This is a genomic window from Paraburkholderia dipogonis, from assembly GCF_042680985.1.
Classification (GTDB): Bacteria; Pseudomonadota; Gammaproteobacteria; order Burkholderiales; family Burkholderiaceae; genus Paraburkholderia; species Paraburkholderia phytofirmans.
Genome location: NZ_JBHUFR010000016.1, coordinates 662008 through 682156, shown reverse-complemented (window position 1 = coordinate 682156; position 20149 = coordinate 662008). Strand labels below are relative to the sequence as shown.

Annotated in this window: 16 protein-coding genes; 7 read left to right on the top strand and 9 right to left on the bottom strand. The window is 65.2% G+C overall.

Annotated features, from left to right (window positions below):
- Nucleotides 1–275 precede the first annotated feature (275 nt).
- A complete protein-coding gene (locus tag ACFSNN_RS23220; protein WP_134455915.1) occupies nt 276–1265 on the top strand; it encodes a LysR family transcriptional regulator in 990 nt (329 codons plus the stop codon).
- 25 nt (nt 1266–1290) lie between these two features.
- Here ACFSNN_RS23220 and ACFSNN_RS23215 read toward each other — a convergent pair whose 3' ends face one another.
- Complete coding sequence (locus ACFSNN_RS23215; RefSeq protein ID WP_134455914.1) at nt 1291–2655, bottom strand: sensor histidine kinase; 1365 nt, start codon at nt 2653–2655, stop codon at nt 1291–1293.
- The gene (locus ACFSNN_RS23210) at nt 2655–3314 is read right to left on the bottom strand and encodes a response regulator (protein ID WP_134455913.1); all 660 of its coding nucleotides are present in this window, start codon (nt 3312–3314) and stop codon (nt 2655–2657) included. The genes ACFSNN_RS23215 and ACFSNN_RS23210 overlap by 1 nt, the downstream gene beginning before the upstream one ends.
- A 254-nt stretch (nt 3315–3568) precedes the next feature.
- Between ACFSNN_RS23210 and ACFSNN_RS23205 the strand changes: the two genes are divergently transcribed.
- The 3 genes from ACFSNN_RS23205 to ACFSNN_RS23195 are packed head-to-tail and all read left to right on the top strand — an operon-like array spanning nt 3569 to nt 9157.
- Entirely contained in the window at nt 3569–4999 is a 1431-nt protein-coding gene (locus ACFSNN_RS23205) for a TolC family protein (protein WP_134455912.1), read from the top strand.
- Complete coding sequence (locus ACFSNN_RS23200) at nt 4989–6110, top strand: efflux RND transporter periplasmic adaptor subunit (protein ID WP_134455911.1); 1122 nt, start codon at nt 4989–4991, stop codon at nt 6108–6110. Before ACFSNN_RS23205 ends, ACFSNN_RS23200 begins: the two co-directional genes overlap by 11 nt.
- Nucleotides 6107–9157: an efflux RND transporter permease subunit gene (locus ACFSNN_RS23195; RefSeq protein ID WP_134455910.1), complete on the top strand. Its 3051-nt coding sequence runs from the start codon at nt 6107–6109 to the stop codon at nt 9155–9157. The genes ACFSNN_RS23200 and ACFSNN_RS23195 overlap by 4 nt, the downstream gene beginning before the upstream one ends.
- A gap of 104 nt (nt 9158–9261) precedes the next feature.
- Here ACFSNN_RS23195 and hpnK read toward each other — a convergent pair whose 3' ends face one another.
- The 3 genes from hpnK to ACFSNN_RS23180 are packed head-to-tail and all read right to left on the bottom strand — an operon-like array spanning nt 9262 to nt 11737.
- A complete protein-coding gene (hpnK, locus tag ACFSNN_RS23190; protein WP_134455909.1) occupies nt 9262–10086 on the bottom strand; it encodes a hopanoid biosynthesis-associated protein HpnK in 825 nt (274 codons plus the stop codon).
- Nucleotides 10076–11374: a bacteriohopanetetrol glucosamine biosynthesis glycosyltransferase HpnI gene (gene hpnI / locus ACFSNN_RS23185; RefSeq protein ID WP_134455908.1), complete on the bottom strand. Its 1299-nt coding sequence runs from the start codon at nt 11372–11374 to the stop codon at nt 10076–10078. Before hpnI (ACFSNN_RS23185) ends, hpnK begins: the two co-directional genes overlap by 11 nt.
- Before the next feature lie 12 nt (nt 11375–11386).
- Nucleotides 11387–11737, bottom strand: a complete 351-nt coding sequence (locus ACFSNN_RS23180) for a hypothetical protein (protein WP_134455907.1) — start codon at nt 11735–11737, stop codon at nt 11387–11389.
- Nucleotides 11738–11917: 180 nt separating this feature from the next.
- Between ACFSNN_RS23180 and ACFSNN_RS23175 the strand changes: the two genes are divergently transcribed.
- Both ACFSNN_RS23175 and ACFSNN_RS23170 read left to right on the top strand, forming a co-directional pair.
- On the top strand, nt 11918–12577 hold the full coding sequence (locus ACFSNN_RS23175; protein ID WP_134455906.1) for a response regulator: 660 nt from the start codon (nt 11918–11920) through the stop codon (nt 12575–12577).
- Complete coding sequence (locus tag ACFSNN_RS23170) at nt 12574–13977, top strand: ATP-binding protein (protein ID WP_134455905.1); 1404 nt, start codon at nt 12574–12576, stop codon at nt 13975–13977. The genes ACFSNN_RS23175 and ACFSNN_RS23170 overlap by 4 nt, the downstream gene beginning before the upstream one ends.
- 119 nt (nt 13978–14096) lie before the next feature.
- Here the strand turns inward: ACFSNN_RS23170 and ACFSNN_RS23165 are convergent, their stop codons facing one another.
- The 4 genes from ACFSNN_RS23165 to ACFSNN_RS23150 all read right to left on the bottom strand — a co-directional run bounded on the left by ACFSNN_RS23165 (nt 14097) and on the right by ACFSNN_RS23150 (nt 18302).
- Nucleotides 14097–15092, bottom strand: coding sequence for a lysylphosphatidylglycerol synthase domain-containing protein (locus ACFSNN_RS23165; RefSeq protein WP_134458808.1), 996 nt, complete (start codon nt 15090–15092; stop codon nt 14097–14099).
- A gap of 96 nt (nt 15093–15188) precedes the next feature.
- A complete protein-coding gene (hpnI, locus tag ACFSNN_RS23160; RefSeq protein ID WP_134455904.1) occupies nt 15189–16349 on the bottom strand; it encodes a bacteriohopanetetrol glucosamine biosynthesis glycosyltransferase HpnI in 1161 nt (386 codons plus the stop codon).
- On the bottom strand, nt 16346–17767 hold the full coding sequence (gene hpnJ, locus ACFSNN_RS23155) for a hopanoid biosynthesis associated radical SAM protein HpnJ (RefSeq protein ID WP_134455903.1): 1422 nt from the start codon (nt 17765–17767) through the stop codon (nt 16346–16348). Before hpnJ ends, hpnI (ACFSNN_RS23160) begins: the two co-directional genes overlap by 4 nt.
- Nucleotides 17768–18098: 331 nt before the next feature.
- The gene (locus ACFSNN_RS23150; RefSeq protein WP_007181784.1) at nt 18099–18302 is read right to left on the bottom strand and encodes a cold-shock protein; all 204 of its coding nucleotides are present in this window, start codon (nt 18300–18302) and stop codon (nt 18099–18101) included.
- Nucleotides 18303–18623: 321 nt separating this feature from the next.
- Between ACFSNN_RS23150 and ACFSNN_RS23145 the strand changes: the two genes are divergently transcribed.
- Nucleotides 18624–20069 (top strand): NAD-dependent succinate-semialdehyde dehydrogenase, encoded by a 1446-nt coding sequence (locus ACFSNN_RS23145; protein ID WP_134455902.1) that lies wholly within the window; start codon nt 18624–18626, stop codon nt 20067–20069.
- Nucleotides 20070–20149: the final 80 nt, after the last annotated feature.

Sequence of the window (20149 nt, the reverse complement as noted above, 5' to 3'; positions counted from 1 at the left end):
CCGAAGCGGACAGCCAGTTGATGATGGAAGCGTAACGAGATCGGCGTATAACTTCTAATACTGATTATTGATGCGTCGAATCATTCCTGATGATATGCGTGTTAGCACCAATGACAGCCAATTGTAGGCAGGATATCAATAGACACCGCGCGGCTTGCGGCGCACTCTGCGGAACCGGAGGCAGGCTGCAGAGCATTCGTGGAACGCGGTTCCTGGCTTTACCTGATACGGCGCGCCACTCTCATTACGTTTGCTGATGTTTTATTCATACCAACATGGACCTCAGGCAAATCCAGTATTTCATCGCGCTCTTCGAGGACGGTTCGGTCACGCGGGCGGCGAAACGCCTGAACATCGTGCAGCCCGCGCTCAGCATGCAGATCGCCAAACTCGAGGACGAACTGCACCAGCAGCTCTTCGAGCGCAACGCGCACGGCATGGCGCCGACAGCCGCGGGCCGGCTGATGTACCGGCTCTTTCTGCCGATCATGCGCGATCTTGCGCACGCCCGTCAGCAACTCGTGCAGCGCGACGAGGTGGTGACCGGCCATGTGTCGATCGGACTGATCGCATCGGTGACGGAAAGCGTGCTGGCCGATGCGCTGTCGCGTTTTCACGCGCGTTATCCCCATGTCGAAGTGACCGTGGCGGACGGCTATAGCGCGACCTTCATCGACTGGGTGGCGGGCGGCCAGCTCGACGCGGCGCTGATCAACAAACCGCGCGCGCGTCTCTCACTCGACGCGCAGCCCTTGCTCGACGAGGAAATGGTGCTAGTGACGGGCGCGGAGTACGGCCCCGAGTTGCCGCACGCCGTTGACCTCGCGCAACTGCCGGAACTGGAACTGGTGCTGCCGACCAAGCGTCACGGCTTGCGTGGTGTGCTCGATACGGCGGCCCAGCATGAAGACGTGCTGCTCGCGCCGCGCTTCGAGATCGACGTGTTGAGCACGATCGTAAAGCTGGTGGAAACCACCCGTTTCGCGACCATTCTGCCGCGTATCGCCGTGCAGCGCGCGGTGCGCCGGGGCAGCCTGCGCGCCTATCCGATTCTCGCGCCGCGCATCGTGCGGCATATCGTGTGTGTGAGCCATCCGCGACGCCCGTTGAGCGCCGCGGCGGATGCGCTCGTGTCGATCATCGCCGACGAGTTGCGCAAGGTATCGAGCGCGTCTGAACTCGACGCAACGCTGGGCGTGCCGTCCGGTGATGAGCCGAACGATGCACGTGCAGCGCTTTCGTCCAGCAACGAACGCAGCGCTTGAACGTGGCGGCGCGAATTGAACACCGTCAGGTTTTGAGGGCCACCGGCGCGCCGGCGTCGTGCGCCTTCAGACCGGACACGGACACCCGCAAGCCGGGCTGTCCTTCGTTGTTGCGCAGCGACAGATCCAGCTGATGCCGCTCGGCAATGCGCGATACGATCGCGAGCCCGAGACCGCTGCCCTCGCCTTGCGCCTCTTCGCCGCGATAGAAACGGTCGAAGACCCGTTCGAGTTCGGCCTGCGGAATGCCCGAGCCGGTATCGGCGACTTCGAAGCCGACGCGCGTACCGTCACGCCTGAGGATCACATCGACACGGCCGCCGCGCGGCGTATGCCGGATCGCGTTGTTAATCAGATTGCCCAGCAGCACGCTCATGCCATGCGGTTCGGCCAGCACGGTATAAGCATCGCCCTCCGTGCGCGCGCCCTCGCACTCCAGGCCGATGTCGATCTCTTTCGTTTCCGCCAGCAGCGAAAAATCGCCCACCGCCTGCTCGCCGATCCGGCGCAGGCTGACCGGCACCATCGACGTGACCGGATGCGCGTCTTCGCGCGCCAGCGTCAGCAGTTGCTGCACCAGATGAATGATGCGGTTGACGCGCCCTTCGACGCGTTCGAGCGTTTGCCCTTCGCCCTTTAACGAACCGTCGCGCGAAGCGGCCTGCAATTGCAGCTTCAATGCGGCGAGCGGCGAGCGCAATTCGTGCGCGGCATCGGCGATGAACGTGCGTTGCGCCTGCGACGCCGTGTGCAAGCGCTGCAGCAGATCGTTGAGCGCTTCGACCAGCGGCTTGATCTCGACCGGCACACTGCCGTCCAGGCGCAACGGTTCCAGCGAATCCATCGTACGGGTGGACAGCGCGCGGGAGAGCCCGCCGATCGGCGCCAGCCCGCGCGCCACCACCAGCAGGACCAGCACGATTGTCACCGGCACCAGCACGCCGAGCGGCCAGAGCGTGTGCAGCGCGAGTTGCATCGCGAGGTCTTCGCGTACGGAAATGGGTTGCGCCACCTGAATATAGCGTTCCCCCTGCTGCACGGCGAAGGTGCGCCAGTGATACTCGCCGCGCTCCACCGTGTTGTAGCCCGCGGGCTGGCGCTCGAACACCGGCGCCTGCAGCGAGTGATAGATCAGCTTGCCGGCGCCGTCCCAGATTTCGATGACGACCCGGTCGTCGGCCAGACCGCCGAGGTCGGGGTCGCGATGTTCGCCGTCGCCCGCGCCGGCGAGATTGGACGGCAGCGACAGTGCGATCGTGCGCAGTTCGAAGTCGAACAGTTCGCTCGCTTCCTCACGCGCGGTGTGGAAGATGCCGTAGCCGGCCACGCCCGAGGCAGCCGCCAGACCGAAGATCAGCCAGCCCAGCAGCCAGCGGCGAATCGACGTCATCAGCACCTCTTCAGACGGTAACCCACGCCGCGCACGGTCACCACCTGGTCCCCGCCGATCTTGCGCCGCAAACTGTGCACGTGCACTTCGATGGTATTGCTGCCCACTTCCTCGCCCCAGCCGTACAGCTTCTCTTCGAGCTCGGCCTTGGTGAACACGCGCGTGGGCTCTTCGATCAGCGCCTGCAGCAGCGCGAATTCGCGCGGCACGAGCGGCAGCGCTTCGCCGGACTTGGTGACCTCGTGCGCGGCGGGGTCGAGCGTGAGCTCGCCGTGCGCGTAGACCGGCTGCTTCTGGCCGGTGCGGCGTCTGAGCAGCGCACGCACGCGCGCGGCCAGTTCGTCGAGGTCGAACGGCTTGATCAGATAGTCGTCGGCGCCGGCGTCGAGGCCGCGAATGCGTTCGTCGACGGCGTCGCGAGCCGTCAGGATGATGACCGGCGCGGCGCCGCCGTTCTTGCGATAGGCGTTGAGGACGTCGATGCCGTCCTTCTTCGGCAAGCCAAGATCGAGCAGCACGAGGTCGTACACGCCGTTGCCCAGCGACAGCTCCGCCGCGCGGCCGTCTTCGGCCCAGTCGATCGCGTAGCCGGAGCGGCGCATCGCGCCCAATACCGTTTCCGCAATCATGTCGTCGTCTTCGACCAGTAGCAGACGCATGGTCTCTCCTCTCCCTTGTTGGCTCCGGCATTGTCCCGCCCGGTAGCTTAACGCTTCCTTATGGCTTGCTTAGGTTTTGCTGAAGGGACGCTGAGGGGACGCTTAAATTGGCGTTAAGCATGTCTTAAGCAGTCCATCAGCAGAATCGCCTCCTGTATTTCGGCATCCCTTTGCGGATGCCTAACTCTTCATTCAGGAGCCGGATTTTGCCCGTTATCAAGGCCGCGCGAGCGGTTATATCAGCGGTCGCGTCCATGTTTGCTTCAGCCGCAAGGCCAGCGATCAAACCCGCGCCGCGACCTCACGCACAGCTGCGCGCTCTCGTGCCGCTTTGCGCGCTGCTGATGGGCGGCTGCACGTGGTACCACCGCGAGCCGCTCGCGCCGGAGGATACGTCCACCTCCGCCCGTTCGCTCGAACGCATCCGCATCGATTCGTCGACCATGCCGCTGCCGGAACTAGCCGCGCATCGCTTCGACCCGTCCGACGGGCTCGATATCGACGAGGTCGCGATGCTCGCGGTCGCCAACAATCCCGACCTCAAGCTGGCTCGCGACGACCTCGGCATCGCCCGCGCTCAGGCGTATTCGGCGGGTCTGCTGCCGGACCCGCAACTGAGCATAGCAAGCGATTACCCCGGCCAGATCGGCACCACGCGCGCGTTCAGCTACGGCTTGAGCATGGACGTGATGGCGATCGTGCTGCGGAGCGCCAACCAACAATCCGCCGACGCCACCGTGGCGAAGACCGATCTCGGCCTGCTGTGGCAGGAATGGCAGATCGTCGCGCAAGCGCGGCAATTGTTCATCAAGACGCGCTTTCAGCAGGACACGCTGCCGCTTTTGCAGCGCCAGCGCGATCTGGCGCGCACGCGCTACGAACGCATGGCCGAAGCGCGCCGCGACGGCAATCTCACCGACGATACGCTCGCCGCCGCCCTCACCGCCTATAGCGACGCCCGCAAGCAGTACACCGATGCCGAACGCGCAGCCGAGCAAACGCACCACGATCTGAACGCGCTGCTCGGCGTCTCGCCCGAGGTGCAACTGCAACTCACCGCAGGCGAAAACGTCGCACCGCTCTCCGACACGACCCTCGATGCCGCACTCGCCGGCCTGCCTCGACGCCGCCCGGATCTGATCGCGCTGCAAGCGGGCTACGAGGCGCAGGAGCAGAAATATCGCGCCGCGATTCTCAGCCAGTTCCCGAGTCTGTCGGTGGGCTTCGTGCGGGCACGCGATACGTCGAACATTTATACGAGCGGTTTCCAGATCAACCTCAGCCTGCCGATCTTCAACCGCAACCAGGGCAACGTCGCGATCGAGCAGGCGACCCGCCAGCGTTTGCGCGACGAATATCAAACGCGCCTGAACGGCGCCTATGCCGACGTCGCGCATCTGCGCACGGACAACGCAATCCTTACGCGGCAGTTGCAGCAGACCGAAGCCGCCTTACCCGAGGCGGACGTTGCCGCCCAGCACGCCGCTGCGGCCTACGCGGAACACAACCTCGCGCTCGGCGCTTACACCGACGCGCAGAGCGGCGCGCTCACCAAACAGATCGACGCCGCGACCTTGCGCGAGTCGCTCGCCGAACAACGCGTGGGCTTGCAGGCGCTGCTCGGCAGCGCGATTCCCGACGCTTACTCCACCGCTCTCACCTTCACCGACACTCATGCCAAATAGCCTGATTTCAGCGCTGCGGCCGCGCCTTGGCGCTGGTGCGATTGCTATCGCCTGCGCCGCGCTGCTATGCGCCGGTGCTCATACGGCCAGCGCCGCAACGCCCGCCGCCGACGCCGCCGATCAACCCGTGGTCGCCGTGCAAACCGTGCGCGTACAGCGCGCCGAGATCGCGCAGCCGGTGCGGGCCTATGGCATCGTCGCCGCGTCCGCGTCGAACCTCACCACCGTCAATCTGCCGTACACCGCGCGTATCGTGCAGATGCGCGTGCAGCCGGGGCAAACCGTGACGCGTGGCGCGCCGCTTTTCACCGTGCAGGCCGACCCCGCTGCCGTGCTCGCGGCCACCCAGGCGAAAAGCGCCGTGACGCTCGCCCAAGGCGAGCTGGCGCGCACGCAATCGCTGTATGACAAGGGGCTCGCCACCCAATCGCAACTCGCCGCCGCCCGCAAGGCCGCCGACGACGCGCAGCAGGCGCTCGCCGCACAGAACCAGACCGGCGTGGCGAACGGCAACAAGCTCATCACCGCGCCGAACGACGGCGTCGTGCTGCAAGTTTCGGCCGCTCAGGGCGACCAAGTCCAACCCGGCACGGCGATCCTGCAACTCGCCGGCGGCAGCGGCAAGGACGCGCGCGCCAACGTGATGCTCGGCGTCGAGCCCGCTGATGCCGCCGCGATCCACGCCGGCGACATCGTCACGTTGCACGGCCTGTCCACGTCGCTCGCAAAGACTTCGGCGAACGGCCACGTGGCATTGGTGGGCGCCTCGGTCGATCAGCAGAGCCAACTTGTGGACGTCGGTGCGAACGTGCCGCTTGGTCAGACGGCCTTCATTCCCGGCACGCGCGTGAGCGCCGACATCGCGACCCGCAACGGCACGCACTGGATCGTGCCGCGCGCCGCCGTGCTGAAAGACGACAAAGGCGCCTACGTGTTCCAGATCGCGCCGCAGAACAAGGCGCGCCGCGTGGCGGTGACCATGCAGGTCGAGAACGGCGAGCGCTACGGCGTGGATGGCGCGCTCGATGCGGCGCAAGGCCTCGTGGTCAGCGGCAACTATGAGTTGAAGGACGGCATGGCGGTGCGCACCAGCGGAGGCGCGCCGCGATGAATTTCGGTCAATGGATGCAGAAGCACCGCCGCTCGCTGCTGTTCGTGATCGCGCTGCTGGCGATAGCGGGCGCACTGACCGCGTTCCGCCTGCCGATCTCGCTGTTCCCGAACGTCGCGTTTCCGCGCGCGGTCGTTTCGCTCGACGCGGGCGACCGCCCCGCCGAACAGATGGCCACGCTTGTCACGATGCCGGTCGAAGAAGCGCTGCGGCGCGTGCCGAACGTGCGCGACGTCGAATCGACGACGAGCCGCGGCGCGGCGGAAATCTCGATCAACTTCGACTGGGGCACCGACATGGCGCAAGCCACCTTGCAGGCGCAGTCGGCCATCAGCGAGATTCTCGCGACGCTGCCGCAAGGCACCTCGATGCAAGTGCGGCGTATGGACCCGACCGTGTTTCCGGTGCTGGCGTACAGCCTGACTTCGCAGCAGCAATCGCTCTCCGCGCTGCACGATCTCGCGCAGTTCCAGATGCGGCCGTTGCTGTCTTCGGTGGAAGGCGTGGCGCGTGTGGACGTGACGGGCGGCGCGCAGGACGAGTTCGAAGTCGCGATCGATCCCGCGCGGCTGGCCGCGTACAAGCTCTCGCTCGCCGACGTGTCGAAAGCGATCGGCGCGAGCAATGTGCTGATGGCGAACGGCCGCATCGAGGATCACTACAAGCTCTACCTCGTGATCGCCAACACCACCATTACTCGGCTCGACGAACTGCGCAACGTCGTGGTGTCGGCCAGCGGCGCGGCACAAATTCGCCTCGGCGACATCGCGACCGTACGCCAGGGCGTGGTGCCGCAATGGATGCGCGTCACCGCCGACGGCCAGGACGCCGTGCTCATCAACGTGTATCAGCAGCCGGGCGCGAACAGCGTGGCGATGACCAAAGCGATCCGCGCGAAGCTCGCGGACTTCCAGCACCAGATGCCGGCCGGCGTGCATCTTTCGAACTGGTACGACCAGAGCGAACTGGTGATCGCCTCGGCCACCAGCGTACGCGACGCGATCATGATCGGCGTGGTGCTGGCGGCGCTGACGCTGTTCGCCTTTCTGCGCAACTGGAAGATCACCGCGATCGCCGTTGCGCTGGTGCCCGTGGTGATGGCCGCGACGATTCTGCTGCTCGACGTGTTCGGCATGGGCTTTAACATCATGACGCTCGGCGGCATGGCCGCCGCCGTCGGTCTCGTGATCGACGACGCGATCGTGATGATCGAACACATCGTGCGGCGCATGCGCGAAGGCGGCGCGCGCGCTTTTCATGGCCGCGTGATGGCGGCGGCGCTCGAATTCACGCGGCCGCTGGCGGGGTCGTCGGCGGCGACGCTGATCATTTTCGTGCCGTTGGCATTTCTATCCGGTGTAACGGGCGCGTTCTTCAAGGCGCTCTCCGTCACCATGGCGAGCGCGCTGTTCATTTCGTTTCTCGTCACGTGGCTCGCGGTGCCGATTCTGTGCGACCGCTGGCTGAAACCGAAAGACGCCGAGGAACATCAGGAAACCCGCTTCGCCGCGTGGATGAACCGGCGCTACGCGTTTCTGGTCGAGCGCGTCGCCGCGCGGCCTGTGCTCGTGCTTGTGGGCCTGCTGCCGCTGATCGTGGTGGCCGCGTTCGCGTTCACGCGCGTGGGCAGCGGTTTCATGCCGAGCATGGACGAAGGCGGATTCGTGCTCGATTACCACACCGAACCGGGCACGTCGGTGACCGAGACCGATCGGTTGATGAAGCAGATCGAAGGCATCGTCCGCGCGAATCCGAATGTCGCGACCTATTCGCGGCGCACCGGCGCCGGTCTCGGCGGCGACCTGAACGAGCCCAACAAGGGCGACTTCTTCGTGCGGCTGAAGTCAGGCAAGCGCGAGCCGATCGACACCGTGATGGAAGAAATTCGCTCGAAGGTCGAGACTCAGGTGCCCGGCGTGAGCATCGAACTCGCGCAGTTGATGGAGGATCTGATCGGCGATCTCACGGCGGTGCCGCAACCAGTCCAGATCAAGATCTATTCCGACGACCCGAACACGCTCGCGACGACCGCGCGCAAGGTGGCGGCGCAAATCGGCAAGATTCAGGGCGTGGTGGATGTGAACGACGGCATCAATCCGGCCGGCGACGCCCTCGAATTGCACATCCGCCCGGAAGCGGCGGCGGCCGAAGGCATGGACCCGCAGGCGATCGCGCAGGCCGTATCCGATATGGTGGAAGGCAATGTGGCCACGCAATTCCAGAGCGGGCCGAAAACGGTCGGCGTGCGCGTGCGTGTAGCTGGCGCGATGAAGCTCACGGATACGCAACTGGGACAGTTGCAGATTCGCGCGCCCGACGGCCATCTGTTCGCGCTCGATCGCGTCGCAGATCAGGTGACGGTGACCGGCCAGCCGGAGATCAGCCGCGACAATCTCAAACGGATGGTGGCGGTGACCGCGCGCATCGACGGCCGCGATCTGGGCTCGACGATCGCTGACGTGCAGAAGACGCTCAGCGACAAGAGCCTGTTGCCCAGTGGCGTGTACTACGAATTGGGCGGCCTGTATCAGCAGCAGCAGATTGCGTTCAAGGGGCTGCTGAGCGTGTTCGGCGCGGCGATTGCGCTGGTGTTCGGCTTGCTGCTGTTTCTCTACGAGCGCTTTCGCGTCGCGCTGGCCGTCATGGCGATGCCGTTGCTCGCGGCGGGCGCGGTGTTCATCGGCTTATGGATCACCGGCATCGAGCTGAACATTTCCGCCATGATGGGGATGACGATGATCATCGGCATCGTGACCGAGGTGGCGATTTTTTATGTGTCGGAATTGCAGGGGCTCGTGCGGGACGAGGAGATGCCGTTCGAGGAAGCGATCCTGAGCGCCGGGCGCAATCGTCTGCGCCCGATCGCGATGACGACGATTGCCGCGATTCTGGCGCTGTTGCCGCTGGCTTTTGCACTGGGGCAAGGTTCGGCGATGCAGCAGCCGCTGGCGATTGCGATTATTTCCGGCCTGATTGTGCAGTTGCCGCTGGTGTTGCTGTTGCTGCCGGTACTGTTGAAGTTGTTGATGAAGAAGGAAGCGATTTAGTTGAGATTCACGGCCCGCGTGGCCTGTCCGGTCTGTGCGCTTGCGGCTCGCCGCGGGTGCGCTCCGGACTCAGTTCACTGTTCACTGTTCATGCGGCGGGAGAACTACAGCTTCAGCACATCCCCAAACCCGCCAACCCGGAGCCCCGCCGCACGAATCGCCATCGCAACCTTCGGCGACAACAACGCGTGCAATTCATCTTCGTGCCGGTACGTTTTCATCCCGTCGCTCAACGCCCGCTCCCCCGCCACCGCGGGATGGCAGTAAATCTCGCCCACTCCATGGGGCAGATCGGCGAGCGCCGCCAGCCACGCCGCCTCGTCCATCCGCCCGCTATGCGCGATCCCCACCACGTAATCGTTATGCGCGATGCCGGCGCGATCCAGGCGCGCCTTGACCTGCGCGATCCACGGCCGCAACCACAGCGGCGCATTCGCTTCGAATGGCAAGCGCATCGCCTTCATTCCATACTCGCGGCCAATCTCCAGAATCAGCCCGAGCACCGTGGGATGCAAATGAAAATGCTTGTGCGTGTTGACATGATCGAGCGTCAAACCGGTCTGCGCAAAGGCATCGAACTGCGCGCGAATTTCCCGCGCAAGCTGCTTGCGCACATGCGGCAAGAAGAAAAACCGCACGCCGTCGCGCACCATGTTGTCGCCGAAGCGGCCATGCTCGTCGAGCAAGGCCGCAATGCCCGCGCGCGGCAAGACCGCGTCGCCGTCGGCCAGCACCAGATGCAGGCCGACACGCAAGCTCGGCAACGCGCGGGCGCGCGCCACCGCGTCGCGCGCGGCGGGTGCGCCGATCATCAGGCTCGCGGCAGTCAGCACGCCGTCGCGATGCGCTCGCTCAACTGCCAGATTGACTCGCGCGTGCAGACCGAAATCGTCGGCAGTCACGATCAATGCGCGTGGCTTAGCCGCCATCCGACGCCTCCATCACATCCATCACGTTCAACGCACCGTCGCGCGCGGCCTTCGATGTCGAAGCCCGCGAAACCTGGACGGGCACGCGCGCGCCGCGCCACGTCACATGCGAGCCGAACACGGCGGCGCACCACTGCAAGGCCAGCAACGTATCACGCAACGGCACCAGCGGCAGATCGCGCCAGAAGGTGCGCTCACGACGCGCCGAGCGCAGATGCATCAACAGACGCGCGGCGAGACCCGCGGCGGCTCCGGTCGCACTCGTGAACGCGGCCCACGCGTGCACCGCATCCGACGAAGTGGCCGCGAGACCGGCGCCGAGCCACGCGCCGGCCACGAGCCAGGGCGTGGGAAAGGTAATGAAGAGAAACGCGAAACCCGGCGCATTCACCGAGCGGATCGTACGCAGCCAGCGGGTCTCGCGTTGCCACAAAGCTGCAAACGTCGGCTCGATCACGTCGGTGGCCACCATCACGCGCGAGAGCACGGTTTGCAGGCCGAGGGCGCGCACGTGTTCGGCCAGCCAGTAGTCGTCCGCGAGACAGTTTTTCAGCGCCTCGAAACCGCCGATGCGTTCGAGCGTCGCGCGCCGCAACGCAAGCGTCGCACCAAAGCCGAAGCGGCGCGAGCCGGCCGCGTGCGCGACCCGCACCGACGGCGCGAACCACTCGTTGATAAAAAGCGCGCCCACGCGCGGCCAGAAGCCGCCGATGCCGCGCGCCACGTAGAGACACGTGACCACGCCCACGCGCGGATCCGCGAGCGGCGCGGCCACGCTGTCGAGATAATCGGCTTCGACGGCGATGTCGCTATCCGCAATCACGATCACGTCATGGCGGGCCCGCGCCGCCATGTTGATCAGATTGCTGACCTTGAGATTGCTGCCGTGCACGCGCGTGTCGATCGCGAGTTCGATATCGTGCAAGGGATAGGCGGCCTGCAGACGGCGCACCACGGCAATCGCGGGATCGTCCGGTGACGACACGCCGAGCACGAGTTGAAAATGCTCATGACGCTGCTCGCAAAAGGTCCGCAGATTCTCGTACAGACGCGGCTCCGCGCCGCACAGCGGCTTGAGTACGCTGACGCCGACCCGCGCGAAGCGATGCGGTTGGGGCTGCTGCTGCGGTTGCGAAACGTGCGAGGTGAAATAAGCGGCGCGACTTGCCGTGCCGCGGCGCGCGCCAAAAAACGGCATCGCGACGGCCGCCAGCAGCGCGTACAGCGACGCGCTCGAGCAGACGGCCAGCAGGACCCATTGACATGCCGTCACTGCGTGCGCCGCCATCGCCCGGTTCCGTCAGTGCCCGGCCAGCACGAACGCCCTGCCGGTCAGGCGCAGATGAAGAATCACGAGCCAGCGCCGCGGACAATCCACGGCGATCGCGACCGGTCGCGATTGCCGGCTCGCTCCCGTGGCAAATTGGCCCTGCAGCGCGAGTTCGAAGGCGGCATGCGCGAACTGGCGCGTCACGATCACACCGCCGAGAATCACGGCAACGGCGAGCAGCCGGAACGGCATGGAGCTGAAGGCGCTCTGCGAAACCGGCAGGACCAGCAGCACGAGGCACGCGAGCACCTCGGCGCCCATGGCGGTGAGCGAGGCCACCATCAGGTGGGCGCGCAGCATGTCGACGGTGGCTGGCTTCATGACTGGGTCTCGTGACCTGTTGAGGGGCGATAGTAGCGATCCAAGCTGAAGGAAACCTTAAGGAAGAAAGCGTATAAAGCGGGTGATGAATAGCGTGGTTAAACTTCGGATTACAGTTGCGCGCTTGCCTGAATAGCGCGGCTGCCGTGCAATGAAACATCGAACGGAAATAACGGACTCATGCGTGTACTCCTCGTAGAAGACGACGATCTGATCGGCTGCGGCATCGAAGCCGGACTGCGTCAGGCGGGCTTCACGGTCGACTGGGCGCGCGACGGCCACAAAGCGGGTCTCGCGCTCGACACCACCGCCTACGCGCTGGTGCTGCTCGATCTCGGCCTGCCCCGCGTATCGGGGATGGAGCTGCTGAAACGGCTGCGCGATTCGGGCAAGGACGTGCCGGTGCTGGTGCTGACCGCGCGCGGCACGGTGGTCGACCGTGTCGGCGGCCTCGAAGCGGGCGCCGACGACTATCTCGGCAAGCCCTTCGATCTGACCGAACTGATCGCCCGCTGCCGGGCCCTGTTGCGCCGCGCGCAGGGCCGCAGCGTCGAGCAGATCCGCTATCAGGACCTGACGGTCAACCCGATCGCGCAAACCGTCGAAGTAGGCACGACGCGCGTGCCGCTCACTTCGCGCGAATGGGCGATCCTGCTGCAGTTGCTGACCAACCAGGGAATTCCCCAGTCGCGCTCGCGGCTCGAAGAAAGCCTGTATGGCTGGCAGGAAGAAATCGAGAGCAACGCGATCGAAGTGCACGTGTCCAATCTGCGCAAGAAACTCGGCGCCAAGCTGATCAAGACAGTGCGCAATATCGGCTACGTGGTGGAGAAAGAATGATGGGCGCCTCCATTCGCCGGCGTCTCGTGCTGCTGGTTCTCACCAGCATCGCGCTGGTCTGGGGCATTGCGCTGGTGTCGAGCTATCGTCAGGCCACCCGCGAAGTCGCCGAATGGGAAGAGGCGCGTCTCGCGGAACTCGCCCAGATTCTCGCCCTGCTCGATCAGCCCAATCTGACCACGCTCGCCAACGCGCGCATCGACGTGCGCGAGGAAGAAAAAGGCGGCGAGCCGGGCGCCAACGACAGCGACGACGACGACGCGCTGCCGCGCGATGCGCTGTTCCAGGTGCGCGGCCCGAACGGCGCGGTGCTGGCGGGCAGTCCGCAATTGCGCGAACTCAAGGCCTGGGATCTGCCGGTGCCGGCGGTGAGCGGCACGCAGGACATCACGCTCGGCGGCCAGATGTATCACTCGTTCACCTTGCGCGGCACCGCGCTCGGCCACACGGTGCGCGTCTTCGAACCGGCCAATACGCGCAGCGACCTGGTGAGCGGCGTCGCGAGCCGCATCGCGCGCCCTACGCTGGTCGCGCTGCCGGTGCTGGCGGTGCTGGTGTGGTTCAGCATCGGCTGGAGTCTGGCGCCGCTCAGGCTGCTCTCGCGCGCCATTCGTGCGCGCGACGTGAACCGGCTGGAACCGGTCGACATCGGCCGCGCGCCCACCGAGGTACGCCCGCTCGTCGATGCGATCAATCTGCTGCTCTCGCGTCTGCTGCATTCGCTGGAGCGCGAACGCGCGTTTACCGCCGACGCCGCGCATGAACTGAAAACGCCGCTGGCCGCGATCAAGGTGCAGGCGCAAGTCGCGCTGGCGGAAACGGACACGGCGCGCCAGCGGCTGGCAATGGAGCGCGTGGTGCAAGGCGTCGATCGCAGCGCGCGGCTCGCGGAGCAATTGCTGCTGCTCGCGCGTCTGGACGTGCATGAAAAAATCTCGACCGCGCCGCTCAAGCCCGCAACGGTGGCCAAAGACGCGCTGCTCGCCAACGAGCGCAACGCGCAGCAGAAAGACATTCACGTGACGCTGCTCGGCGACCTGCGCGCCGAGATCGACGCGGAGCCCGTGCTGATTGGCATCCTGCTCGACAATCTGCTCGACAACGCGATCAAGTACGGGCACGCCGGCGGCAGCATCGAAGTGGCGGTGCAGCACGCGCGGGACCGCGTGCAGGTGACCGTGCGCGACGACGGCCCCGGTGTCGAGCCGGGCGACCTCGACCGTCTGACGAATCGTTTCTTTCGCGCGACCGGCAATCAGGCCACCGGCAGCGGGCTGGGTCTGTCGATCGTCGCGCGGATCGCGGAGCACTTCGGCGCGAGCCTGCATCTGGGTAAAGGCATCGGCGAGCGCGGGCTCGCGGTCGAGGTGTCGTTTCCGGCTTATGCGCAGGCGAGCTGAGGAGAATGCGCAAGCGGCGGCGCGGCGGTGCGTCTCGTTCGTGAGGACGCGCTTTCTCGCGTCAACGCGGCCCATGTGTCGCGAACCGTGGCGCCTTGGCGGCCGCGCGCCGTTCGTCTCTAAGGCGCGCGCTCGAACGCGCGCTCCGGTGCCCGGTTCGACGACTCCGCGAACTGCCACGCAATCAGACCCGGCACGAACATCACGAGATCGCGAATCCGGCGTGCGCCGGCCAGCGCGAGACAGGTGGAAGGATCGAGGCCCAGCGCGCCGCCGATCAGAATGAAGCCGCCCTCCTGCACGCCGAGACCGCCCGGCACGAAGAACGCGGCACTGCTGATCGCCTGGATCAGCGATTCGATCACCACCGCTTCCACGAGCGTGACCTGCACGCCGAGAAAGTGCAGCGCCAGCCAGATTTCCAGCGAGGTGAGAAAGCACTGCAGCGGTTGCCAGAAGAACAGATAACGCAGCACCACGCCACGCCGCCGCCAGATCAGCTTGATGGCCTGATCGATCTGCGCCGACTGCCCGACCAATGCGGCGAGCTTGCCGCTCGTCAGATGATTGAGTGCGCGGGTCATGCGCTCGAACGGACTCGCGTGCTGCACGAGCGCGAACAGCACCAGGAGCGGCGTGAGCGCCACCACGCCCCACGCCAGTTGTCCGGCGAGCCGCAGCGTATCGGAATGCGCATGCGCGAACAGAAAGCCGATGCCGACCATGGTGAAGAGCAACTGGCTGATCACCGTAAGCTGCATGTCGACGACGATGCTGCCCACCGCCGTGGACGGCCGCACGCCCCAACGCTTGAGCATGCGAAACGAGACCACTTCGCCGCCAATACGCGCCACCGGCAGCATGCTATTCACCGATTCGCGCACCCACACGAGGTGCAGCATATTGACGAGACCGGGCCGGTTCGCGCCGCGAATCAGCGAACGCCAGTCGCAGGCATTGGCGAGCATCGGCAGCACGTGCGCGAGCGCGGCGAGCAGCAGTCCCGCGCCGGCCGCGCGCAGCGCGCCGAGCACGGCGCCGGGGTTGTCATGCCAGACGAGCCAGAGCGACGCCAGCAAGCCGGCTAACGCGGCGATGCGGCCGAGATGCTTCATCACGCGCGCACCTCGTACGCACGCCCGACGCGTATCGCCCTGCTTTTAACCGCTGCTTTAAAAAACCCGCGCATCATGGCCGTTCCGTGCTGCCGTTCATTCGTCCTGTGCCGCCGACAACAGGCCGTCGCCGTCCACCTTGAAGCTGAAGCCTCGCCAGATCACGCGCGACGACCAGAAGCTCGCGACAAAAATCGCAAACGATACGATATCCCAGAACGGCAGCAGCCACAGATCGCGATGCGCCTGTTTCAACGCGCGATCGGACAGCAGTTTCAAGGCAAGCCGCGCGCCCATGGCGGCCAGTGCGAGCGACCACGCCCACCATGCGCCGGCGGCAAAGACCACGGCGAGCAGCGCGAACGCGAACGGATGAACCAGCGCGGAGCCGAGATGGCCGAGCGGGTCGATACGGCGAATGGTGCGGCTCCAGCGCAGTTCATGCGCGATCAGTTGCGCCGCGCTCGATTCGACGCACGCATGCGAAATCGTGAACGGCGGAATCACGACCTTCTCGCCGAGCAGGCGCACCGCCTCGCCGATCGCATGGTCCTCGGCCAGATGCCGCACGAACGGTGTGAAACCGCCGATCTTTTCGAGCGTATCGCGCCGCATCACGATGGTCTGCCCGAAACACGGGCGCGCGAGACCGAGCGCGAGACCGGTCACGACACCCGGCAGGAACTGATAGTTGGTCGCCTTCGCCGACAGGCGCGGCCAGAAGCCCGGATCGGGCTGTCCGCGATACGCGCAGGTGACGAGCCCCACGCCCGGCTTCTGCAACTCGCCGATCACATTGCGCAGATAGTCCACGCCGACGCTCACGTCGCTGTCGGCGAACACGAGCACGTCATGGCGCGCTTGCGGCAGCATGTTGAGGATATTGCTGATCTTGCGGTTCGGGCCGTACAGGCGCGCGTCGGCCACCACGGTGATGTCCGCGTCGGGATAGAGACGGCGCAGGTCGTCGACGGTTTGCAGCGCGGGGTCGGCCGAGTCGTGCACGCCGAACAGGAATTGCACGGGTCCAGGATAATCCTGGCGGCAAAAGCTCGACAGATTGGCGAGCAACGCCCACTCGTTGCCGTGCAGCGGCTTGACGATCGTGACCGGCGGAAAGGCGGTCGGCTCGGACACCGCTCGCGCGAAGAACCGGCCGATCAACGCGCCGGCGAGCACGGTGTAGCCGACGCCGAAAATCGCCCCCGCCGCGCACGCATAGCCCAGCGTGACGGCGAGCAGGTGCGCGGCGCTCACGCCTCGTGGGCGCGCAGGAAACGGAAGAATTCGACGCCTTCACGCAAGCGCCGTTTCATCATGTCCCAGCTCGTCAACATCTCACGCAGGATTTCCCAGATTTTCGACGGGCGGAAATAGAAACGCTTGTAGAAGTTTTCGAGCTGATGGTAGATCTCGTCGCGCGACAGATGCGGATAGCCGATCGCGGCCAACTGCACGCCTTCCTTGCTCACGAGATTGATCACCTTGTTCTCTTCGAGCCAGCCGTTTTCGACCGCCTGGTTGTAGAGCGTCGTGCCCGGATAAGGCGCGGCGAGCGACACCTGGATCGTGTGCGGATTGATCTCCTTGGCGTACTCGATCGTCTTCTGGATCGTGTCCTGCGTTTCGCCCGGCAAACCGAGAATGAAAGTGCCGTGAATCTTGATGCCGAGCGTGCGGCAATCGTTGCTGAAGCGGCGCGCGATGTCGGTGCGCAGACCCTTCTTGATGTTCAGCAGGATCTGGTCGTCGCCGGATTCGTAGCCGACCAGCAGCAGGCGCAGGCCGTTTTCCTTCATGATCTTGAGCGTCGCGTACGGCACGTTCGCCTTGGCGTTGCACGACCACGTCACGCCGAGCTTGCCCAGACCGCGGGCGATTTCCTCGACGCGCGGCTTGAAGTCGGTGAAGGTGTCGTCGTCGAACATGATCTCCTTGACTTCAGGCATGTTGTCGCGAATCCACTTCACTTCCGCCAGCACGTTCTCCACCGAACGCGTGCGGTAGCGATGGCCACCCACGGTTTGCGGCCACAGGCAGAAGGTGCACTTGGAACGGCAGCCGCGGCCCGTGTAGATCGACACGTACGGATGCTTCAGATAGCCGATGAAGTAGTTGTCGATCTTCAGATCGCGCTTGTACACGGGAGCGACGAACGGCAGTTCGTCCATGTTCTCGAGAATCGGGCGCGCTTCGTTGTGCTCGATCGAGCCGTCGCGGTTGCGGTAGCTGAGACCTTTGATTTGCGCGAACGGCTTGCCTTGTGCGACTTCCTGGCAGGTGAAGTCGAACTCCTCACGGCACACGAAATCGATCGCCTCGCTCGCGGTCAGCGAATTGTGCGGATCGACCGCGACCTTCGCGCCGACCATGCCGATCAGCAGCGACGGCTTGCGTTTTTTCAGGTCTTCGGCGAACAGCGCGTCGGTGGGGAAGGACGGCGTGCTGGTGTGGATCACCACCAGCTCGTAGTGCTGCGCGATGTCGAGCGAGGCCTCGACCGACAGGCCGTCGGCGGGCGCGTCGAGCACGCGGCTATCGGGCACGAGCGCGGCGGGTTGCGCGAGCCACGTCGGATACCAGAACGAGCGGACTTCACGCTTGGCCTGATAGCGCGAACCCGCGCCACCATCGAAGCCGTCATACGACGGCGCCTGCAAGAACAGGGTTTTCATGGATGCTCCAGCAAGCCTTGAATCGGCGCTTTCAGTTCTCTGTCGACAAACTATCGGAACTATTGCCCGCCGGGAGGCGGGGAATCGCGCAAATACTACGGAGCAAAGCTGAAGGAAACCTTAAGGAAAATGCGGGTGCTGACAATGCCGGCGGCGCTGTTCCATATGCTTCGAAACAGGCGGCGAAATGGGTGCGGTCGAGAGGATCGAGCGGGCAAGATCCCGCTAGCGGCGCTTCATGTCACGCGTGTGAACGAGGCGCTTTTTTATGTGTGAATCGCACGCAATGATGGCCGGCCGCACGCGTTGCGCGCGCGAACCGGCCATGACGTCAGACCGGCTTGATATCCGCCGCCTGCTTGCCCTTCGGCCCCTGCTTGATTTCAAAGCTGACCTTCTGGTTTTCCTGCAAGGACTTGAAACCTTCGGAGCGGATCTCCGAGAAGTGCGCGAACAGATCTTCGCCGCCGTCGTCGGGGGTGATGAAGCCAAAACCTTTCGCGTCGTTAAACCATTTCACTGTACCGGTTGGCATGTCGTTTCCTCTGTGCATCTGGGTTGATTGGGCTGCATTCGCCGAGCTTCGCCCGCCGCCGCGGGTGTGCGCCGGATTCTGCCTCCGCCGCTCGACTCTACGCTTCTTTGCGCGGCGCTGCTTCGCCCGGTTTTTCGCCGCCGCGACAGCCGCGTCGCAAGCGCCGTGCCTCGTGCCACGAGCTGGCGGCCCGCCGGTGCGATTCCGTCCAATCAGATAAACTGTTTGGTTATCGGCAGTCCATCCAGGGCCCGCGCAGATTCAGCCCGATGTTTCATGAGCGCGCGGCCTTGTCGTTTTCCCCTACACAGGAACCCCAGCATGGCAACCTCGAGCTATACCGATACCCGACTTCTGATTAACGGCGAGTGGTGCGACGCCGCCAGCGGCAAGACCCTCGACGTCATCAATCCTGCTACCGGCAAGGCCATCGGCAAAGTGGCGCACGCCGGCATCGCCGATCTGGACCGCGCGCTGGCCGCCGCGCAACGCGGCTTCGAAGCCTGGCGCAAGGTGCCGGCCAACGAACGCGCCACGACCATGCGCAAGGCCGCCGCTCTCGTGCGCGAGCGCGCCTCGGACATCGGCCGCCTGATGACGCTGGAGCAAGGCAAGCCGTTCGCCGAAGCCCGCGTCGAAGTGCTGGCGGCGGCGGACATCATCGAATGGTTCGCCGACGAAGGTCGCCGTGTCTACGGCCGCGTCGTGCCGTCGCGCAATCTGGCGGCGCAGCAACTGGTGCTGAAGGAGCCGATCGGCCCGGTCGCCGCCTTCACGCCGTGGAACTTCCCGGTCAACCAGGTCGTGCGCAAGCTGAGCGCCGCGCTCGCATGCGGCTGCTCGTTCCTCGTCAAGGCGCCGGAAGAAACCCCGGCTTCGCCGGCGGCGCTCCTGCAGGCTTTCGTCGAAGCCGGCGTGCCGGCGGGCACGGTCGGCCTGGTGTTCGGCGACCCGGCCGAGATTTCGAGCTACCTGATTCCGCATCCGGTGATCCGCAAAGTCACTTTCACCGGCTCGACGCCGGTGGGCAAGCAACTGGCAGCACTGGCCGGCACGCACATGAAGCGCGCGACGATGGAACTGGGCGGTCATGCGCCGGTGATCGTGGCCGAAGACGCCGACGTGGCGCTCGCCGTGAAGGCCGCGGGCGGCGCGAAGTTCCGCAATGCCGGCCAGGTCTGCATCTCGCCGACGCGTTTCCTCGTGCACAACAGCATTCGCGAAGAATTCGCCGCGGCGCTGGTCAAGCACGCTGAAGGACTGAAGCTGGGCGACGGCCTCGCCGAGGGCACCACGCTCGGCCCGCTCGCCAACGCACGCCGTCTCACGGCAATGAGCAAGGTGCTCGACGACGCGCGCAAGACCGGCGCCAAGGTCGAAACCGGCGGCGAGCGCGTGGGCTCGGAAGGCAACTTCTTTGCGCCGACCGTGCTGACCAACGTGTCGCTCGAATCGGACGTGTTCAATAACGAGCCGTTCGGTCCGATCGCCGCGATCCGCGGCTTCGACAAGCTGGAGGAAGCGATCGCCGAAGCGAACCGTCTGCCGTTCGGTCTGGCGGGCTATGCGTTCACCAAGTCGTTCACCAACGTGCATCTGCTGTCGCAGCAACTCGAAGTCGGCATGCTGTGGATCAACCAGCCGGCTACGCCGTCGCCGGAAATGCCGTTCGGCGGCGTGAAGGATTCGGGCTACGGTTCGGAAGGCGGTCCGGAAGCGATGGAAGGCTATCTGGTCACCAAGGCGGTATCGGTGATGTCGGTCTAAGACGGACAGAGGCGGCTTACCGGTCGCCTCTTTTTACAGCACCGTACAGGGTCCGTGAGTCATCGATTCGCGGACCCTTT